This is a genomic window from Enterococcus sp. (assembly GCF_032555305.1).
Taxonomy (GTDB): Bacteria; Bacillota; Bacilli; order Lactobacillales; family Enterococcaceae; genus Enterococcus_A.
Map to the genome: position 1 here is coordinate 47,332 of NZ_JAWGOQ010000012.1, position 17,852 is coordinate 65,183.

A 17,852-nucleotide genomic window follows, 5' to 3' on the forward strand; every position below is an offset into this window, starting at 1 on the left:
CCCTTGTCAGAAACCAAAAAAGACCAGCATTTCAAATCAGCGCTTGATCTGAATGCTGGTCTACGATCTGTTTCATTGGTAAAAATGTACCCCTCCGACTTAAGTCCTTCGACTCTTCATAAGCTTTTCACTTGTGTAAGAAATCGTCGCCTTTCCTTTTGAGTGGAACTGGACTTCGGCTATTCCTTTATCTACTGGGTTCTTTTTCGCTATTTGATTACCTAGTTCGATCAGTTCATCGGCACAGGCGATATAGGCATCGATCCATTCGACTGAGAGGGGCGCTTGCTGATGACCGGGATATAGTTGATAGTCAGCTGTGATCGCTGAGCGCAGGTTTGTCAGGCTTTGTTTGTAGGTCTCGATACTTGTTGATTCGGGAAAGTGCATGAGTACGCCCATTTCACAGACCATATCACCAGTGTAGATCGTCTTTTTTGCTTCTTCGATCAGGGAGACACTGCCGTGAGTATGGCCGGGATTCTCAATGACCTTGATCACTCGGCCGCCTAGATCGATAATCATCCCGTCGGTTAGCGGCTGTAATTGGACCTCTTGATTAATCGGCCGCTTCATTAGTTCCTCGTCAGGTTTTCCCTTGAAGAAATCTCTACGAAAATCAGCGGAGGAATGCAGGCGATACAGATCGAAGTCTTTCGGATGGAGCATGATTTCTTCGAATTGCTGATCGTTGCCGATATGATCGATATGTCCATGGGTATGGATAACCACGATCGGCTTGTCGGTCAGGGAGGCCGTAAAATCCCGCAGCTCCTCAGCTTTGAGACCAGTATCAAGCAATGCCGCCTTGTCTTCACCAGCTAGGAGATAATTGTGGGTGGAGCCCTGTCCTTCTCCTCGTGTGATCAGCCACGTATCCTTATCCAGTTCTTTTGCGTTCATTCTTAATGCCCTCCAATCTGTTTTTCGTCAGATTTTTTTCCGCATATTCGTAAGATATTCGCATAATCTCGTGCTCATCACACCACTCATCTAGTACGCCTGACATCAATAACTCGTATTCAATGGCGCGATACTTTCCGACTTGGCCGATGGCGTATCGATCGTTTGTAAAAGACAGGCCTTCGCGACTTGGAAGCATCGGGTGCATCAGAGTCAGACGATAGTCCCCCTTTAATCCACTTAGCCAATCGGTCCAGAGCTTGAAGCCGACTTCTGGCGTGGCGAAGCTGTGTGGTCCTAGGCTTTGTCTCAGTTCGTACCAATCCAAATGATTGATCAGGCCCTTTTTGTTGGTCCAGTCCCTGAGAACAGGGATCAGCTCAGGATAGAACAGCTCCGGCATCATATGGGTATCGAAATAGCTGATGGGTAACCCCAGCTTCGTAAGATAATCCAGCTGGGCATTGAATTCCTTTATGACCTCATCAGGTTCGATCTTCTGCCCAGGCAGACCGAATTCAGGAGAAAACGTGCCGTCCTCCATGATCAATGAAGGAATCTGACGCACCTCAGTTATTGGAAACCACTTTAAGTAGGTCCATTCTGATGTGAGTGTTCCGTGCAGTCCGATGGAAAAGTCTCGATTCGGCAAAGAGTTCAACAGCTCCGCTCCTTCCTCCATCATAGGACCAACGGCCATACAGGACACATTTTTAATGTAGTTTTTCTCCTTCAGTGCTTGATAGATCGCCTGATTTGAGGCGTTGCTTGATCCGAAATCATCAGATCGGGTGATTAGTTTTGAAATCATTCCGTTCACTACCTATTCAAAAATTTCTTGTTCCTTTTCCTTAAATCCCAGCACCCAGACCAATACGAAGGTCACGACAAAGGCGATACCGCAGCCAATAATGGCATTGGTCAGATTGGCTGAATCTTCATGGATGAAGCCGGCTAGGATGAAGATGTTCGAGCCGGTCAGTGCATAGGCCTTCACATGCATGAAGCCCATATACAACGCCCCGCAGAAGGCACCGATCGCCTGTGCTACAAAGGGCTTCACATAAGGGATCATCACCCCATAAAGCGTCGGCTCAGCCACTCCACCGATCGTCTGCAGGACAAAGCTGGACAAGCCCAAGCTGCGATTCGTCGGCTGCTTCGCCTTTAAAGCAAAAGCCAAAGCTGCCGCAGCGATGGAGATAACTACTGGCGCTACCGCCACAAATACGACCTCGTCATAGCCATTAGCTGTAAGTGTAACTAACACCGCCATATTGATGGCATGATGCATTCCGGTAACGATCAGCAAGGCAAACACAGCGGCGATCAGCCCGATCCCGAATGGACCAAACACCTGATGCGTCCACAATAAGAAGGCACTGATATAATTTCCCAGAATACTGCCTAAAGGTCCTAAAGCAACGAATGCCAGAGGGATCATGACAAGAACGGTCAGGACTGGCATAAAAATCATTTTGAAGCTGCTGGGAACATATTTGTCAAAGAACCGTTCTACATAGGACATGACCCACACGATTAAAATAATCGGAATGACGGTACTTGCATAATTCACTGGTGTGATGGGCAGACCGTAAACACTAAGTGCAGTCCCATTGGTCACACTTTCCACAAAGGCTGGCGAGATCAGCACACTCCCCATCAAGATTCCTAGAATCGGATTGGCTTTGAATTTCTTGGCACTGGTATAGCCTAGGATCACGGGCAAGAAATAGAAGCCGGCATCTCCGACAAAGTTCAAGACTTGATAAGTACCGCTCTTATCCGAAAGTAGGCCAAACAGACTCGGACCCAACAGCATCAGGAACATCTTGATCATCCCGGCGCAAATGATGGCCGGTAAAGCTGGCGTGATACTCCCTACTAAAGCATCCAGAATACTGCTGCCAACAGATCTCGGCGTGATTTTTTTCTTCGATGAACTGGTCTCTTCTGAAGTGACCGTAGCGCGTTGATTTTCCTCGTCAATGTGCAATTGCTCAAAGACGGTTCCGACAGCGGGACCGATGATCACCTGATATTGGTCGCCGGACTTTTGAAAGCCTAAAGTTCCCGGGATATGCTTGATTTTTTCGAGATCCACCTTACTGTCATCCTTCAAAATGAAGCGCAGACGTGTCACACAATGAAAGGCTGATTGAATATTTTCTGTTCCGCCAATTGCCGCTAATGTTTGCTCCGCAATTTGCTTTGCCTGTTTTTCGTCCATTCTTTGTTCCTCCTCCATACAGCTTACATAATACAATAGAATTCGAGCTAACGTTAGAAACCCCTTACACGCATTATATATTTGTTTAAACAAATTTTCAATAGTAGTTTAATCTTTTTCTACAAAAATTTGTTCAAACATATTTAGCTAATATGCTATAATCAATATATCGTATAAGGGGGTTTTTGGATGGCTGCTAATAAATTTTCTGAAATATACTTACAGCTGAAAGAGGAAGTCCGCGAAGGCATATACAACGACACGCTACTGCTGCCGACCGAGTTGGAGCTGGTCGAGCGCTTCAAGACCAGCCGCAATACCATTCGCCGAGCCATCGCTCAGCTGAATGACGAAGGTTTAGTCTATAGCGTCAAGGGGCGCGGTGTCGTTGTACTGGAGACTTCTAAAGTGGACAAGGTTTTTTTCAAAACGGGAAACTTTCACGGGCTCAAGGAGCTTTCAAATTATAATGAGATCAGTACTTCTTCAAAGCTGATCGATTTTCAAGAACTAACCGTCTCGGAAGAGCTTGCCAAGAAGATATCTTTCAATGAAGGCGAGCGTATCTATAAAATCAGTCGGTTAAGGATCATCAATGAGAAGTCCATGATGTATGATACGAGCTACTTTAAAAAGCTTTATTTGGGACCCATCACAGCAGAAATCGCGGAGGGCTCGATCTACGAGTATATCGATACCCAGCTCGATTTCAAAATCGCTGCTTCAAAATCAGTCATGAAGGTCGTCTCGGCAGTAGAGGCTGACTTTGAAAACTTGGACCTCGGAGAGAACAATTGTGTTGGTGAAATCGAAAATATCGCCTACACCGATAGCGGTCGCTTGTTCGAGCACACCTTTATCCGCTACATTCCTAATGAGTATGTGATGGTCTCGTTTGCGCAACGGTAAAATGAACCTAATTGAAAAAGACACTTACGAATGCTCGTAACTGTCTTTTTTAGTTATTCGTTTTCTAGAAACGCGACTATTTTCGCCATGCTCTCCTTCGTACACTCGCGGCTGTAATCCACCATGAATCCATGGACTGCATCCTCTCGCGTCCGATCAAAAAAGACTTCCGTCACAGGCACCTTATTCTTCTTAAGGCCCTCGGTAAATCTCAGCGTTTGGGACTCGTGCAGTCCATCGATTGCTCCTGATAACAGGATCGTACGAGGAAAGTCCGCATTCACATAGTAAAATGGTGAGGCTTCCTTCATGAGCGCCCGGTCCTTCTGGTCGTCCATTGTTCCTAGGAATGACTCATAGCTGACCTTTATGAAGGGAAACTTCGCGTATTTCGCCGTCAGAAAGTCATAGGCTCCATAAAACAAGACCATGCCGCGAATTTGTTCCTTTCGCAGTGGCGGCTCTACACCGAAGACCTCCTGTGCTTTCTTATTCGTGCAAACATTCGCCACTGTGGCAGCCAGATGAGCTCCACCTGAATCACCAGACAAGAAGATGTTTTGAGGATCGCCGCCGTACTCGCTAATATGCTCATTGATCCAGCGAAAAGCTTCAAACACGATACGCTCTTGCGTCGGATGAGGCGCTTTGGGAGCCAAGGTATAATTGATCGCCACACTGACATAACCCTTTGAGGCAAGATATTCGCAATAGCCGATGTTATCGTCCTTATCCCCCAGCGTCCATCCACCGCCATGAATCTGAACCACTATCGGATACTTTCCTTTTACATCCGGCGTGTAAATATCAAGCACCTGCTTCTTATCTCCATTCGCGGAATAGCTGATATTTCTGAATGTTTCCACCGGCTGCTCAATCGGAAACGAAGCATTGTACTTGCTTCGATTCACAGTTGTGAGCTGGTATAAAAATTTCGTCAGCAGAATGTTCATTTTCATCTATCCTCCAACTCCCATTACGAATTCAGATAGCTGCTTCGCTATGAATTCGCCAATTTTTTTCCCACCTTTTTCAGAGAAGTGTAAATGATCCCCTGAATCGAACGCCTCAGCTAATTTACGAGGATCTGACGCATCCCGTACAAAGCGATCCAGATCAATAGTGCCTTCACTTTGTCGAAGCCATTGATTGATTTCCCTTCGAATAGCTTCCTTATCTGGTGACCAAGCGTTTTCTTCACCGGAGAGCGCTCCCTTGAAGGGCGTCAAGGTGACCAGTATCGGTGTGATCTCGGCTGCCAGCGCCTCATTGACGATCCGCGTGTATGCTGCCTTCATCTGGTTCGTGGTAGGCAGCTCCTCTTTGTTTTCAGAGCCGACTTGATAGAGATCGTTATTCCCGATCAGTATCACTGCCACATCAGGATGATAGCTGACTAAATGCTTAAAGCGATCGACCGCAGGCTGTCCGAAGCTATTCTTCCATTCAGAATTCGAAGTCCCCGGCAGCAGCAAGCGATTGCCGGAGATGCCTTCATTGATGGCGGTCACTCCGTCAATATGTTCATAAAGCCAGCGTGTGGCTCCGTCCGTGTAGTAGCCCTGATTCGTTAATGAATCACCGAAAAAAGCGATGGTCGTACCAACAGTATTCGTCTGAAGTGCGATCGAAGTGATGCCATAAATATAGTTCATCCCGAAATCAGTGATGTTTGTCTCAAAGATTTTGGTTGAGAAGTTGTGGGCAGAGGTCGCTAGTTCATTGGATTCATTGGCTATCTCCAGCTCAAAATAAAGCGATGATTTATGCGGGACCTCAAGCTGAGTAAGATCCGACCAAAGCGACTGCCCGCCAGGAATTTCAAAGGTAGTTTGATTATCCAACGTGAGCAGACGAGCATTCGCCATATCGGGAGCTGTCGATACCCGTGCGCGAATGACCTGCATCGCGACGTGATCATACTTATTTGAAAACTCCACTCGAACGCCCTTGCCGGAGATATTTGGCTTGATGGCTATTTTTTCAGTTCTCCCATTTGGTCTGAAATGGAGATTCCCATAATCTGAAAATACTTGATGCCAGATAAGTCGATACATGTTTATCATTCCTTTTAACGAGATACATCAAAGGGGCGGCAACAAGAACCACCCCGTAGACGACTATTTGATCAATGACTTGAAGAACGCGAGAATCGGCTGAACATGCTCCTTCTCTAAAAACTCCGAACCGCCGCCAGCGTGACCTGTCTCAGGTATAAGGTCCAAAACCACCTTTTCTTCCTCGATTTTTTCCTTCAGGCTTCGAGCAAAATTTATGGATTGCTCCACGGGAACTGCCGGATCCATCGTGCCATGCTGGATGTAAAACGGCGGGGCTTTCTCAGTCAGCACATGATCAATATTTGCTTCTTTGGCAGCCTCGATATCCTGCGCTGGATCAAAGCCTAGATAAGCGAGCATTACCTGCCGATTTAGCTGTATATATTCCGGTGCGATGGCTTCAAAAATCTCCATAAATGCGGACTGATTGCTGAAATCAAGCAACGGACACAATGCGGCTACGCCACTAACAGGTTCTCCCTTAGCCGCTGTGCGTAAACCAACCTGCGAAACTAAATTTCCACCTGCCGATGTTCCATACAGGAAGATATTTTCCACATCCAAATTGAAGTCCTCGGCATTATCTTTGATATAAGCCACCGCAGCCGTAAGATCATCGATCGGGTCCATTCGCTTGATGCCGGGCAGTAAGCGATAATTAACGGATACTAGTGCAAAGCCTTCCTGTAAGGCAAAAAATCCAGGATAAAGATGCCAATCTCGTTTATCGCAATAGGCAAATCCTCCGCCATGGACTAGCACGACCACTGGAAAAGGCCCTTCTCCCTCTGGCAAATAAACATCCAACTTTTGAAGATCGTGATCTCCGTAAGGAACATCCAGCTTTTTTTGTTTGATCCAGTCAATTTTCGGAACGACCTTTTTATCCGTGATGGAGACCCATTCTGGTACAAAGTTTGTATCACGTAAGCTTCTCATTTGCTTAACCTCTTTCCATTTTCGCCATTAGCATTAAACTATACATTTATACTATATTTGTTTAAACAAATTGTCAACAATTATTTTGATAACCCTTTCATTATCTAGGGCAGTGGAAGAATAGAATAAAAAAAGACTCTCAGAAACCAGTCATTGATTTCTGAGAGCCTTTTTTACATGTAACAAATACTAAGCTTCGCGTTTCATCACGATCCCTGTGTAGATCCATACCGTCAACAGATAATAGACAAAGTACAGAACAAAGAAGATCAGGAAGGGCAGCCAAATATTGCTATAGGGTTCGCTCAACAATGTCGTAAACATTTTTAGACCAAACAGGACATGGGTCACACCTAAGAGTCCTGGGACTAAGAATAGAATGCCGATCTCTCTGCGAATCGATTGATTCAATAGTTTGCGGCGAGTACCGATTTTCTCCAGCATACTGTAGCGTTGGATATCGCTCTTGGCGCCGGATAGAATCTTAAACATCAAGCAGCTTGCCAGCATCGTCAAAAAGGCGATACCCAAGAAGAAGCCCATAAATTCAAAGCCGGAGAACAAGGCGTTGAACAGCTCATAAACAAGTGCTTTCTGCGTCATCGTGCCTGTGTCTTTATTCAATGTTGGATTTTTACTGAAATTCTCTTCGGCAAGTTTCTTCAACGCCGCTTGATCCTTCGCAAAGTCCTTCACTGAAATCAGGCGTAATTCTGTTGTGTTGCCAGGCAAAGCCGCGAATGCTTCACTAGAGACGAATTGCTGTTTTTTCGTACTTTGCTCAGGTAATTCCAACGAGCGCAGTTCGTCTGAGGCGTTTAGATCATTGGCTAACTTTTCACCGTTGTATTGCGTTTTTTTAGTTTTGCCCGCTCCGGAAAACAGGCTAACCTTCAGTGGCGCTTGATCAAATTGTTCACGAATATAATAAATGTTGTCCTTGTCTTCTTTTTGCTGATAAGCAACATCCGACGACGTCGTAATTCCCTTAAGATCTGAAGCACTGTAGTCTTGACCATTATTCAACACTAAATCATAGGTTGAGGTTGCTTCTGTCATTTTCATGATCTCATTATGGAAGCCTAAACCCACAGTGATCGCCCCTAAGGCTAAAGCAAAGAGCATCGCCACCATCGATAAGATCCGCGTGTAATCTTGGATGCGGAAGCTTAATTGGGACAGGGTAAAATTGTTCAGTTTCTTCAAGGCAATGCTGTCACTGCGCTTCAACATATCCAGAACAAAGATCAAGATGGAATGAAAAACAAAATACGTTCCCAAGATAATCGTGATCAACGCCACGATCAAGGCTAAGAATGCTAAAGTCGTCACCTGCGACATCATGAAGTAGCCGACACCTAAGAAGACGATTCCCGCTAATACTTCTAATACTAACGTGAAAATTTTACGATTTGCCGGCAATGGTGTTTCGCTTGCCCGCAGCAGATTCAGAATCGGTTTTTTCACGATTGTCATAGCATTGACGAAGGCTGCCAGCAAGAAAATCACGGTGAAAAAGATCAAGGTAAAGAGGATGGCGGAAGAGTTGACCGCCGTAAAGTGGGTGATCTTGATCGCCAATTGCTTGACTAATAATTGCTGAACGATCGTGCTTAAGCCGATACCGAGCACCGTGCCGACGACGGTCGCACTGACACCCACGACAAAGGTTTCGATAAAGATCAATTGCGCGATCTTGCGGCCTTTTGCTCCCAGCATCATAAACATGGCGTAGTCTTTTTGCCGCATCGTCATCAAGAACGAGTTGGCGTATAGAATGTAGACAAAGGTAATGATGGATAGCAAGACTGTTCCCAAATGGAAGATCATTACCACCGAATTAATCATTGAATTATTCTCTAAAAAAGCCTTATTAGTAGCTAGACCTTCAAACATATAAAAGATTCCTGACGCTACGACCAGACCTGAAAATAATACGACATAGTCACGTAGGCGTCCTTTGATCCCAGTAAGTGATAATTTTAACAGCATCAAATAACCTCCTACTGTTCCAGATTACCGAGAATACTTAAAATCTGACGATAAAAAGCTTCTCGCGTTTGATTTTCACGTTTGACCTCTTGATAGATCACGCCGTCTTTAATAAACAGGATGCGTTGGCAATAGCTTGCTGAAAAAGGATCGTGGGTTACTAAAAGAATCGACACCTGATCCTTTTGATTCAATTCCTCCATCGTGTCCAATAAATCGCGGGCACTGTTTGAATCTAGCGCACCCGTTGGTTCGTCTCCTAAAAGAATCGTTGGCTGAGTAATCAGCGCACGTGCCGCCGCCACCCGCTGCTTTTGTCCACCGGAGATTTGAGCAGGATAGCTGTTTAAAATGCTGTCGATTGATAAGCGTTTGGCTACTTCTGCCACACGGCGATGGATTTCTTTGCCTTTAACACCCTGCAATGATAACGGTACGGCGATATTTTCCGAAGCCGTCAAATTTTCCAGCAAATTGAAATCTTGGAAGATAAAGCCGATCTCACGGCTGCGAAAATCTGCTAGTTGATTCCCCGATAACTTTGTCACATCGGCTTGATTGATCTGGATCTTGCCATCGGTCGGCTTGTCCAAGGTTGCTAATAAATTTAATAGTGTCGATTTTCCAGAACCAGAGGCGCCCATGATCCCGACGAATTCGCCCTTTTCGACTTCAAAGGAGATGCCCTTCAAGGCTTCGGTTTTCTTCTGATTGCCCTTTCCGTAGGTTTTCTTCACTTCATTAACTGATACGATTTTTTCCATACTTACACTCCTAATTTTTCCGCAGCTTTTTTCGGTAATTGCTTTTGTTGAACCTCTTCATAAGAAGTCACGCCCTTTTTCTTGTTCCACGTTACTTTAAGAAACGCTTCCCGTCGCAATGGACGATCTTTGGATGCATTGAAGTCTAACTCTTTTTTATTGCCATCCTTGTCATAGCCGGGTAGCGAATACTTGTAATCGACATAGGGATTGCCGCTGTCATCTTTTCCATCGACCCGTTGACCATCTGTAGTGATCTGAACGTAATAATCATCCCCGCCCTTCACAACCTTGTCTGCTATCTGTAGTCCTACAAAGGCGATGACGATTACACCGACTAAACCAATTAAAAATTTTTTCATAACTGATCGCTCCTTCTTTCATTTCTAGAGCAACTATACAAAATCCACGGAAATCTAACCATTGAAAGAACCTAAAAACACCTAACATTTTTGTCATTTTGAGAAATTTTGCGTGGAAAAAGCTAGTTTCAACGTTTATAGCTGAAACTAGCTTTTTCAAAAATTGATTTAGTTGCTTTTGCGAATGGCTTCGTCTTCGATCACTAGCTGTTCCTTCGTAATCTTTCGTAAAAAGTAGCGATCATGGGAAACCACCAGCAGCGTCTCAGCAAAATCGGTCAGGATATCCTCCAATTCTTCCTTGCCATCGATGTCTAAATGATTGGTCGGTTCGTCCAAAATCAGAAAATTGATTTTCTGCTGCAGCAGCCTCAATAAATACAACCGCATCTGCTCACCGCCGGAAAGGTCTTGGATGCGTTTGGACATATCCTCCGCAAAAAAGCCGAAGCGCGCCAACGTTCGCCGCGCCTTTTGTTCCTCCGTTAAATATTCTCGAACATAGTCCAAGATTCGTTGCGCCGGCTTATCAAAGGTCAGCTTTTGCGGCAGATAGCCGATTTTGACACTGGCACCTATTTTAATGACGCCTTCATCTAATTTTTCTTCTCCCAGCAAACAGCGGATCAGCGTCGTTTTCCCGCTCCCGTTTGCACCAACCAGCGCTACACGTTCCTGTCGATAAATAATAAAGTCAGATTCGGCGAATAAGATGCGATCCTCCGCCAACTTGCCGATGCCTTCAGCGATCAGGACTTCCTTCCCTGACCGCTGCGCCTGCGTGATCTGCTGCAGGCGCTTCTTACCTGACTCGGGCGGTTTGATCAATGCTTGCTTCAGCTTCTCTGTTCGGCGTTCGATCTCCTTGGCCTTGCGGAAAAAGTCTTCATTATCCGACTCTTGTCCCCATTGACGATAGCGCCGGCTCATTCGCTGCAGCCGCTGGATTTCCTTTTGCTGGAGATCATAATTCTTTTGCAGCAAAGCAATACGTTCACGCTTTAGCAGTGCGAACTTGCTGTAATTTCCCGGATAGCTGATGGCCTGCTCGCCTTCGATCTCGACGATTTGCTCGACAACATTATCTAAAAACTCTCGATCATGGGAAATCACTAAGTAGGCCTGTTTACTGTGACTCAGGTAGTTTTCCAGCCAATGGATACCAGTAAGATCCAAATGATTGGTGGGCTCATCCAGCAGCAGGACATCGGCTTGATCAGTCAGGACGCGCGCCAATTCTACTCGCACCCGCTGCCCACCACTTAAGGTTGAAAGAGGAGCCTCCAGTTTATCGGCAACTCCCAAGCCCTTCAAAGTGCCGGCGATTCGATCCTCCAGCGTATACCCGTCGGCTTCTTCATAAGCTTCCTGCAACCGTCCGTAATGTGTTAAAAGCCGCTCGAGATCTGCAGCAGAATCAGTCATAGCCTTTTCTACTTGCTTCATTTTTTCTCGGATTTTTCCGATTGCGTCAAAGCTATTAAATAAATAATCCTTGACGTACTCATCTGTAGCAACCAGCTTTTGCGGAACATATCCGATCGTTAAGCCCTTTCGACGAGCGACCGTTCCTTCGTTGACCCCTTCCTCTCCTGTCAGTATCCGCAGCAGGGTACTTTTTCCGCAGCCGTTCATCCCCACCAGCCCGATTTTTGCTCCCTCGTTGATTCCTAAGGTTAACCCCTTAAACACAGGGACTGTACTAAAATTCTTGGTAATATTGTTTACTTGTATCAACATCATCTTTTCTCCTTAGAGCAAGACCATGAGACAGCTAGTTCACTGTAAAGTAAGCATTTTTCAAAAAGCTGAACTCGCAAAAAAAGATCATGAATGGGCAATCCAAACATGACCTTGTTATTCTTTAAAATTCCAGCGAATCAGGATTTTACCTCATGGTCATGCATTTTCTTTAAATTCAGGTGTTTTTGGGCAGACTGCCCCCTTGATCCCTGATTTAAAAGTAAGAGTATGACAAAAGCTGATGTGGAATCGCAAGTTGTCTTGATTCAGCGTTATTTTTGACATACCGACCATGTGTAAGCTCCTCCTCTCGATTGTTGATTACTTATAGGATAACATAATTGAAAACGATCGCAAAGTAATCCTTTTCACTCGATTCGTAAATGGACAAAAAAAATAAGCCAGCCTCAACGTTCCTTTCGTTGAAACCAGCTCACTTTAAAATTTCCAGACTAAGCACCTTAGTCTTAGAATCGATTCATGCTCATTTTACTGCGAAACGCTTCATTTGCGGCAGCTTGATAAACCAAGCAACTAGTAAACAAGAGACGATTTTATCCACCAGATTGCCCGTTACAGCGCCCCAATAGGTTGCCGAGATCATTTCCTTGCCGGATGCCCGTAAAGCCATGATGACGATATCTGTCCCTGATCCGGTAAACCCGCCAAACAGCGCTAAGCGAATCGGTGCGCCGATCATTGGGCAAATGAACGCCAGCAACAGACCTGCGATCAGTGCTTTGCCAAAACCGAAACCATTTTTCGCTAACAATGCAACAACGATGGCCACTGCCACATTAACTAAGGCAAACGGAATCGACATCGGTCCGCTGATTAAACCCATTAATAAGTTCGTTGACACGCCTGTTAGTATCCCATAACTCATCCCAAAGTTCGCGGCGATAAAGATCGTTCCCATCGTATCCAAGAACAACAACGGAATCTTCATCATTGATACTGCTTCACCCAGCACCACATTCAAAACGACTGCGATGGCACAAATCGCGATTACTTTTGCTTTACTATTCATTCTCTACTCCTTTTTCTAAAAACAGTTGCAGCTGATCACTAAAACTGCCTTGATCGTCCTCGCTGTACCACGTAGGCACCTCCAAATAATTGGTTGCGATCTTGGCCTTCTGACATTCCGAAAAAAACTCCTCCATCAAAACTCCTCGTTGTCCACTGATGGAACAGTTCGGGCTTTCATGGATACCGATTATCCCCAGATACTGATATCCTTCTGCTTGATAGCTTTGAATCTGCTGGATCATCGGCTGCAGCAGCGTTTGGCATTGGTGACGATAATTTGGCAAATCGCGGTATTCCTCATAAGTCATCGGAGGGCGATCGCCGCCCAGTACGATAAATTCTGGACAAGGCAATTGAATCAATGCGATCCCGCGACTGAGCAGCTCCAGCGCAAAAGGAAAGGCTCCCCTTGCTCGTTCCCAACCGTGAATCACCGCGTTTTGATTCAAAACACAATGAGACACGGCCACTAATTGCTTTTGTGGTTGCATGGTCTTAGCTTCCTTTTCCTATTCAAAAATCTCCTGCAGACTTTCCTGGATCAGCGCGAATTCTTCGATAGCGATTGTCCGCATATCTAAGTAGTTGCAGTCCTCTTTGATACGGCTGATGATCGGTGTAGCAGCGAAACGGAGCTTTTCCTGCAGCGTATCCGCTGAGAATTTACTGCTGCTCAACACAACAGCATAGGTCGGCAATAAGTGCTCTGGGTAAGAGCCGCCGCCGATTTTACTGCTATCCTTTTCAATCTTCACACTCAACTCCGTGATCAATTGGAGCATCGCCGCCAGCTCCGCGGCTTTGCCTAAGCAGTCCTCTTCACTTTGCGCGATCATTTGCAGGGTCGGCACAGATTTTAGCGCTTCTTTTTCGTCAAGATACAAGGACAAGGTGGCTTCCAGCGCACTCAGTGTCATCTTGTCGATTCGCAGCGCACGTAATAATTGGTTTTTCTTCATCTTTTCGATGTATTCTTTTTTCCCGACAATGATCCCTGCCTGCGGTCCGCCTAACAGCTTGTCTCCGCTAAAGGTCACAATGTCGCAGCCTTGGTCCAGCACTTCCTTCACGGTTGGCTCGTAAGGCAGGCCAAATGGACGCATATCCATCAGTAAGCCGCTGCCTAGATCATTGATCAGCGGCAGGTTATTCTTGTGTGCCAGCTCCGCCAAGTCGCTTAAATCTGGCGTTTCAGTAAATCCAATAATCCGATAATTACTGGTGTGCACCTTCAGAACAGCACCTGTATCCTCCGTCAAAGCATTCTCGTAGTCGGCTAAATGTGTTTTATTCGTCGTGCCAACTTCTACGATGCTTCCCCCGCTGGAGGTAATCACGTCTGGAATACGGAATGCACCGCCGATCTCGACCAATTCGCCCCGAGATACCAATACCTGCTTGTCTTGCGTCAGCGTACTTAACGTTAATAGCACCGCAGCGGCATTGTTGTTGACCACTAAAACATCCTCTGCACCTGTTAGTTTCTTCACGATCGAAACTAGGTGACTATAACGCGAACCACGCTTACCGCTCGCTAAATCAAGCTCCAGATTTGAATAGTGGAAGCTGGTCGCCAATAATTGCTCCTGCGTTTTGAGGCTCAAGGAAGACCGGCCCAAATTCGTGTGGATCACAGTCCCGGTACCATTGATCACTCGCCGCAGTGAAAATTGTTTTTCTTCTAATTGCTTGTGGATGATCTCTAAGACTTCCTTTTGATCGATCACTGTTTTTCTCGTCCCGTCGACAACGGATTCACGAAGGCGCGCAATGACTTGCTGCGTGGCCTCTTTGGCCTTTCCATGGGGATAAATCGGGTCGATCTGCTTCAATAGAACATCTACAGAAGGCAAACTTGCTAAAATATTTTGAATCTCTTTTGACATAGGTCACCTGCTTTCTTAGCGTAACGCCAGATTTTGTAATACTGCCAAGACCGTATCGACTTCTGCCTTGGTAGTAAAGCTTGAAAAGGATAGACGGACAGTCCCGCGATCTGCGGTTCCTAATGCTTCATGCATCAAAGGCGCGCAGTGATAACCGGGCCTCGTCGCGATTTCATACTCTTCCCATAAAAGATCGCTGACAATCGCGGATTCCGCATCCTTGATATTGATCGAAAAAACATCCACCCGCGGATTGTCGAAATCGCCATAAATGGTTACACCGTCGATTTTTTGCAATTCCTGGTAAAAATAATCCCCCAGCTGTGGTTTTGCTTCTTTTTCTTGCAGCCATTGTATACTAGCCGCTAAACCTGCGAGTCCAGGAATATTTAACGTGCCCGCTTCTAGCAGCGTCGGTAATTCCTTCGGTTGAACCTTCGAAAAGGACTGCATCCCATCTCCGCCAGTTATGACCGGCTCCACTGGCAGATTCTTCAGCAAACACACCCCGCCGGTTCCCTGCGGACCATAAAGGGATTTGTGTCCCGTAAAGCAGACCGCCGCAACTCGTCCATCACTAAGATCGATCGGAACCACGCCAGCTGTTTGGGATGCATCGATAACCAAATAGAGTTCGTGCTCTTCGCAAAAATTCTTGACCCACTCCAGATCCAGCAGATTTCCCGTCACGTTACTAGCATGGTTACACACGACGACTTTCGTTTCGGGACGGAATTTTTCAGCGAACTCCGCGTAATTCAAACGGCCGCTCAGCGCTTCACTGGAAATCACATCGAAACTGGCTCCTTGCGTTTCCAGCTGATACAACGGACGTAACACGGAATTGTGCTCCCACGCGGTGGTGATCACATGGTCACCTGCTTGGATCAAGCCTTTTAGTACCTCGTTCAAAGCGACGGTCGCGTTATTCGTAAAGGCTACTTCATAGCGCTGATCGGCTTTAAACAAGTCCTTGACTTGATTGCGGGCTTTTTCCGCCACACGATAGCCGGCTAAGGAATAGCCGTGAGCGCCGCGAGAAGGATTGCCATATTCGCCTGTCAGGATCGCCGTCATTGCTTCCGCCACCACAGCCGGTTTTTGCGCAGTTGTCGCGGCATTATCCATATAGATGCTCATTTATTTTCCCTTCTCTCCTAGCACTCGATAATTCTCTACCCGTTTGGTGATTCCTTGTTTATCTAGATACTCCAAGATCAGCATCGAGGATTTACGGCTGGAATCCGTCAAGTCACGGAAATCTCCCAGCGTCATCTGTCCATGCTCTGCGATATATTGCTGAATCAATTTCACCGATTGATCAAAGACCTTGCCCAATAGAACAAATTCATGAGTCAAGAAGACCACGGTATCGCCACTCAAGGCTTCCAGAACTTCCTCCGCGTTTTTATCTAAATCGAATAATTCTTCTTTTTTGACTGGGGTATAGCCATTTTTAGCAAGGGTCTGTTCGATTTTTGCTTTCGCAGCTTCCTGATATTTGTTGAAGGTGACCTCGAAATCGACTAAGGCAATTTTATCATTTGCTTCTTTGACCAGCTGCTCCTTCATTAAGGCGATCAAGGCTGAGATTTCTTTTTCAGCTAAGACGCCGCGCATCCGCGAACGGAACTCTTCTAAAGGCATCCCATAGCGTAAACGGTATTGCTTATGATAGGCCGACAAAATTTCGGTTGCCTGATCGACTAATTTCTGATAACTAGCTTGTGCCAGATAGCCGACTTTGGTTTCCAGCACCCGTCCCTCTGAGATCATTTCTGCTAAAATTGGCTGCAGCTCTTCTTTATTCACACCTAGATATTCCAACAGTTCTTTTTCTTTGGTAAATGGCTGCTTCTTGTTGACCATAAAGTCTGCCACCAGTTCGTCCAAACTGCCTTCTTCTTTCGCTTTCAAACTTTCTAGAATCTCAACTTTGAAACGGCGATGCTTATGGGGTGCCGCATCCAATACTTCGCCGCCCGCGATCGTGTGCATTGGAGAATAGGAACGCAGAATGAACCGATCCCGCTCTTTGACCGCGACCTGCTCCTCTAAACGCAGCTGCAGGAATCCGTCTTCACCTGGTCCAATCCAGTCGACGCCTAGCGGTACTGTCCGAGCCATCACCTCACGTGTACCTACTAACAAACGCACGCGATCCCATAAGCCGATCCCGCCTTCTACTTCTGGTAGACAGCTGACTTTTACATCCAACATCCACGTGTCCTCCAGCTTTTCAGAAACAGACAAGACATCCCCCCGCTCAATCTCATCTGTCGCGATATTCGCTAAATTCAATGCCGTGCGCTGTCCCGGCTGCGCGCTTTTCACATCCGTTTCATGCACCTGAATGTTTCGTACCCGCGTCTTTTTCTGGCTCGGATAAAGATACAGGTCATCGCCCGCATTAATCGAACCGTCTAAAAGCGTGCCTGTGACAACCGTTCCGAAGCCCTTCACACTAAAGACTCGGTCAACATTCAGACGAGCCGAACCACTGCCTGAGCGTTCTTGAACCTCTTCCGAATGCTCCTGAATTTTTGCCAATAATTCCTTGATCCCGGTACCTGTCACTGCATCGGTCTCGATTAAATCCGCCTCAGCCAATGGTGTGTCTGCCAGCTGTTCGCGAATATCGTCAACCACCAGCTCTTTCAAATCAGGATCGACGGTATCCACTTTGGTCAACACGATCAAAAAGTCGCGAATCCCTAATAACGTCAAAATATCAATGTGTTCTTTTGTCTGGGGCATGATCCCCTCCGCCGCATCGATCACCAGCAGAATCAGGTTGATCCCCGGCAAACCAGCGACCATATTTTTAATAAATTTTTCGTGTCCCGGCACGTCAACGATGCCGACCCGCTTTTTATTTGGTAAATCCAAATAAGCAAAACCCAAATTGATCGACATCCCGCGCTTCTTTTCTTCACTGGTGGTATCCGTCTCGATACCCGTCAGCGCTTTGATCAAGGTTGTTTTCCCGTGGTCGATATGCCCCGCCGTTCCAATCACAATATTTGCCATCT

At 46.2% G+C, this 17,852-nt stretch carries 16 protein-coding genes; 1 reads left to right on the forward strand and 15 read right to left on the reverse strand.

Translation table 11 applies throughout. The features are described from left to right. Nucleotides 1–99 precede the first annotated feature (99 nt). The 3 genes from E6139_RS10455 to E6139_RS10465 are packed head-to-tail and all read right to left on the reverse strand — an operon-like array spanning nt 100 to nt 3,133. Entirely contained in the window at nt 100–903 is an 804-nt protein-coding gene (locus E6139_RS10455) for an MBL fold metallo-hydrolase (protein ID WP_316403013.1), read from the reverse strand. Beyond that, complete coding sequence (locus E6139_RS10460) at nt 881–1,714, reverse strand: ChbG/HpnK family deacetylase (protein ID WP_316403014.1); 834 nt, start codon at nt 1,712–1,714, stop codon at nt 881–883. The genes E6139_RS10455 and E6139_RS10460 overlap by 23 nt, the downstream gene beginning before the upstream one ends. A 12-nt stretch (nt 1,715–1,726) precedes the next feature. Beyond that, nucleotides 1,727–3,133, reverse strand: a complete 1,407-nt coding sequence (locus tag E6139_RS10465; protein ID WP_316403015.1) for a PTS transporter subunit EIIC — start codon at nt 3,131–3,133, stop codon at nt 1,727–1,729. A 189-nt stretch (nt 3,134–3,322) separates the two neighbouring features. Here E6139_RS10465 and E6139_RS10470 point away from each other — a divergent pair, with 189 nt between their 5' ends. Continuing rightward, nucleotides 3,323–4,042 carry a GntR family transcriptional regulator gene (locus E6139_RS10470; RefSeq protein ID WP_316403016.1) on the forward strand — a complete coding sequence of 240 codons (720 nt, stop codon included), beginning with the start codon at nt 3,323–3,325 and terminating at the stop codon, nt 4,040–4,042. A 53-nt stretch (nt 4,043–4,095) separates the two neighbouring features. On the opposite strand, the gene E6139_RS10475 is transcribed toward E6139_RS10470, so the two are convergent. The 12 genes from E6139_RS10475 to selB all read right to left on the reverse strand — a co-directional run bounded on the left by E6139_RS10475 (nt 4,096) and on the right by selB (nt 17,850). Continuing rightward, on the reverse strand, nt 4,096–5,001 hold the full coding sequence (locus E6139_RS10475) for an alpha/beta hydrolase (protein ID WP_316403017.1): 906 nt from the start codon (nt 4,999–5,001) through the stop codon (nt 4,096–4,098). Further along, nucleotides 5,002–6,099: a GDSL-type esterase/lipase family protein gene (locus E6139_RS10480; RefSeq protein WP_316403018.1), complete on the reverse strand. Its 1,098-nt coding sequence runs from the start codon at nt 6,097–6,099 to the stop codon at nt 5,002–5,004. 63 nt (nt 6,100–6,162) lie between these two features. Further along, nucleotides 6,163–7,041, reverse strand: coding sequence for an alpha/beta hydrolase (locus E6139_RS10485; RefSeq protein WP_316403019.1), 879 nt, complete (start codon nt 7,039–7,041; stop codon nt 6,163–6,165). 189 nt (nt 7,042–7,230) lie between these two features. Continuing rightward, the gene (locus tag E6139_RS10490) at nt 7,231–9,033 is read right to left on the reverse strand and encodes an FtsX-like permease family protein (protein WP_316403020.1); all 1,803 of its coding nucleotides are present in this window, start codon (nt 9,031–9,033) and stop codon (nt 7,231–7,233) included. A gap of 11 nt (nt 9,034–9,044) precedes the next feature. Then, entirely contained in the window at nt 9,045–9,797 is a 753-nt protein-coding gene (locus E6139_RS10495; protein ID WP_316403021.1) for an ABC transporter ATP-binding protein, read from the reverse strand. Between the two features lie 2 nt (nt 9,798–9,799). Further along, nucleotides 9,800–10,159: a YxeA family protein gene (locus tag E6139_RS10500; RefSeq protein WP_316403022.1), complete on the reverse strand. Its 360-nt coding sequence runs from the start codon at nt 10,157–10,159 to the stop codon at nt 9,800–9,802. A gap of 168 nt (nt 10,160–10,327) precedes the next feature. Then, nucleotides 10,328–11,899 (reverse strand): ribosomal protection-like ABC-F family protein, encoded by a 1,572-nt coding sequence (gene abc-f, locus E6139_RS10505; protein WP_316403023.1) that lies wholly within the window; start codon nt 11,897–11,899, stop codon nt 10,328–10,330. 487 nt (nt 11,900–12,386) lie between these two features. After that, nucleotides 12,387–12,932 carry a CD3073 family putative ECF transporter S component gene (locus E6139_RS10510; protein ID WP_316403024.1) on the reverse strand — a complete coding sequence of 182 codons (546 nt, stop codon included), beginning with the start codon at nt 12,930–12,932 and terminating at the stop codon, nt 12,387–12,389. Continuing rightward, entirely contained in the window at nt 12,925–13,425 is a 501-nt protein-coding gene (locus tag E6139_RS10515; RefSeq protein ID WP_316403025.1) for a CD3072 family TudS-related putative desulfidase, read from the reverse strand. Before E6139_RS10515 ends, E6139_RS10510 begins: the two co-directional genes overlap by 8 nt. Before the next feature lie 18 nt (nt 13,426–13,443). Continuing rightward, complete coding sequence (selA, locus tag E6139_RS10520) at nt 13,444–14,820, reverse strand: L-seryl-tRNA(Sec) selenium transferase (protein WP_316403026.1); 1,377 nt, start codon at nt 14,818–14,820, stop codon at nt 13,444–13,446. Nucleotides 14,821–14,835: 15 nt separating this feature from the next. Beyond that, a complete protein-coding gene (locus E6139_RS10525; RefSeq protein ID WP_316403027.1) occupies nt 14,836–15,960 on the reverse strand; it encodes an aminotransferase class V-fold PLP-dependent enzyme in 1,125 nt (374 codons plus the stop codon). Beyond that, nucleotides 15,961–17,850 carry a selenocysteine-specific translation elongation factor gene (gene selB / locus E6139_RS10530; protein WP_316403028.1) on the reverse strand — a complete coding sequence of 630 codons (1,890 nt, stop codon included), beginning with the start codon at nt 17,848–17,850 and terminating at the stop codon, nt 15,961–15,963. Between the last annotated feature and the right edge of the window lie 2 nt (nt 17,851–17,852).

Coding starts and splice junctions, on each gene's coding strand:
- E6139_RS10485 (WP_316403019.1), bottom strand. CDS start 7,041: ATGAGAAGCTTACGTGATACAAACTTTGTACCAGAATGGGTCTCCATC.
- selB (WP_316403028.1), bottom strand. CDS start 17,850: ATGGCAAATATTGTGATTGGAACGGCGGGGCATATCGACCACGGGAAA.
- E6139_RS10460 (WP_316403014.1), bottom strand. CDS start 1,714: ATGATTTCAAAACTAATCACCCGATCTGATGATTTCGGATCAAGCAAC.
- E6139_RS10465 (WP_316403015.1), bottom strand. CDS start 3,133: ATGGACGAAAAACAGGCAAAGCAAATTGCGGAGCAAACATTAGCGGCA.
- E6139_RS10510 (WP_316403024.1), bottom strand. CDS start 12,932: ATGAATAGTAAAGCAAAAGTAATCGCGATTTGTGCCATCGCAGTCGTT.
- E6139_RS10490 (WP_316403020.1), bottom strand. CDS start 9,033: ATGCTGTTAAAATTATCACTTACTGGGATCAAAGGACGCCTACGTGAC.
- E6139_RS10455 (WP_316403013.1), bottom strand. CDS start 903: ATGAACGCAAAAGAACTGGATAAGGATACGTGGCTGATCACACGAGGA.
- abc-f (WP_316403023.1), bottom strand. CDS start 11,899: ATGTTGATACAAGTAAACAATATTACCAAGAATTTTAGTACAGTCCCT.
- selA (WP_316403026.1), bottom strand. CDS start 14,820: ATGTCAAAAGAGATTCAAAATATTTTAGCAAGTTTGCCTTCTGTAGAT.
- E6139_RS10500 (WP_316403022.1), bottom strand. CDS start 10,159: ATGAAAAAATTTTTAATTGGTTTAGTCGGTGTAATCGTCATCGCCTTT.
- E6139_RS10495 (WP_316403021.1), bottom strand. CDS start 9,797: ATGGAAAAAATCGTATCAGTTAATGAAGTGAAGAAAACCTACGGAAAG.
- E6139_RS10470 (WP_316403016.1), top strand. CDS start 3,323: ATGGCTGCTAATAAATTTTCTGAAATATACTTACAGCTGAAAGAGGAA.
- E6139_RS10475 (WP_316403017.1), bottom strand. CDS start 5,001: ATGAAAATGAACATTCTGCTGACGAAATTTTTATACCAGCTCACAACT.
- E6139_RS10480 (WP_316403018.1), bottom strand. CDS start 6,099: ATGTATCGACTTATCTGGCATCAAGTATTTTCAGATTATGGGAATCTC.
- E6139_RS10525 (WP_316403027.1), bottom strand. CDS start 15,960: ATGAGCATCTATATGGATAATGCCGCGACAACTGCGCAAAAACCGGCT.
- E6139_RS10515 (WP_316403025.1), bottom strand. CDS start 13,425: ATGCAACCACAAAAGCAATTAGTGGCCGTGTCTCATTGTGTTTTGAAT.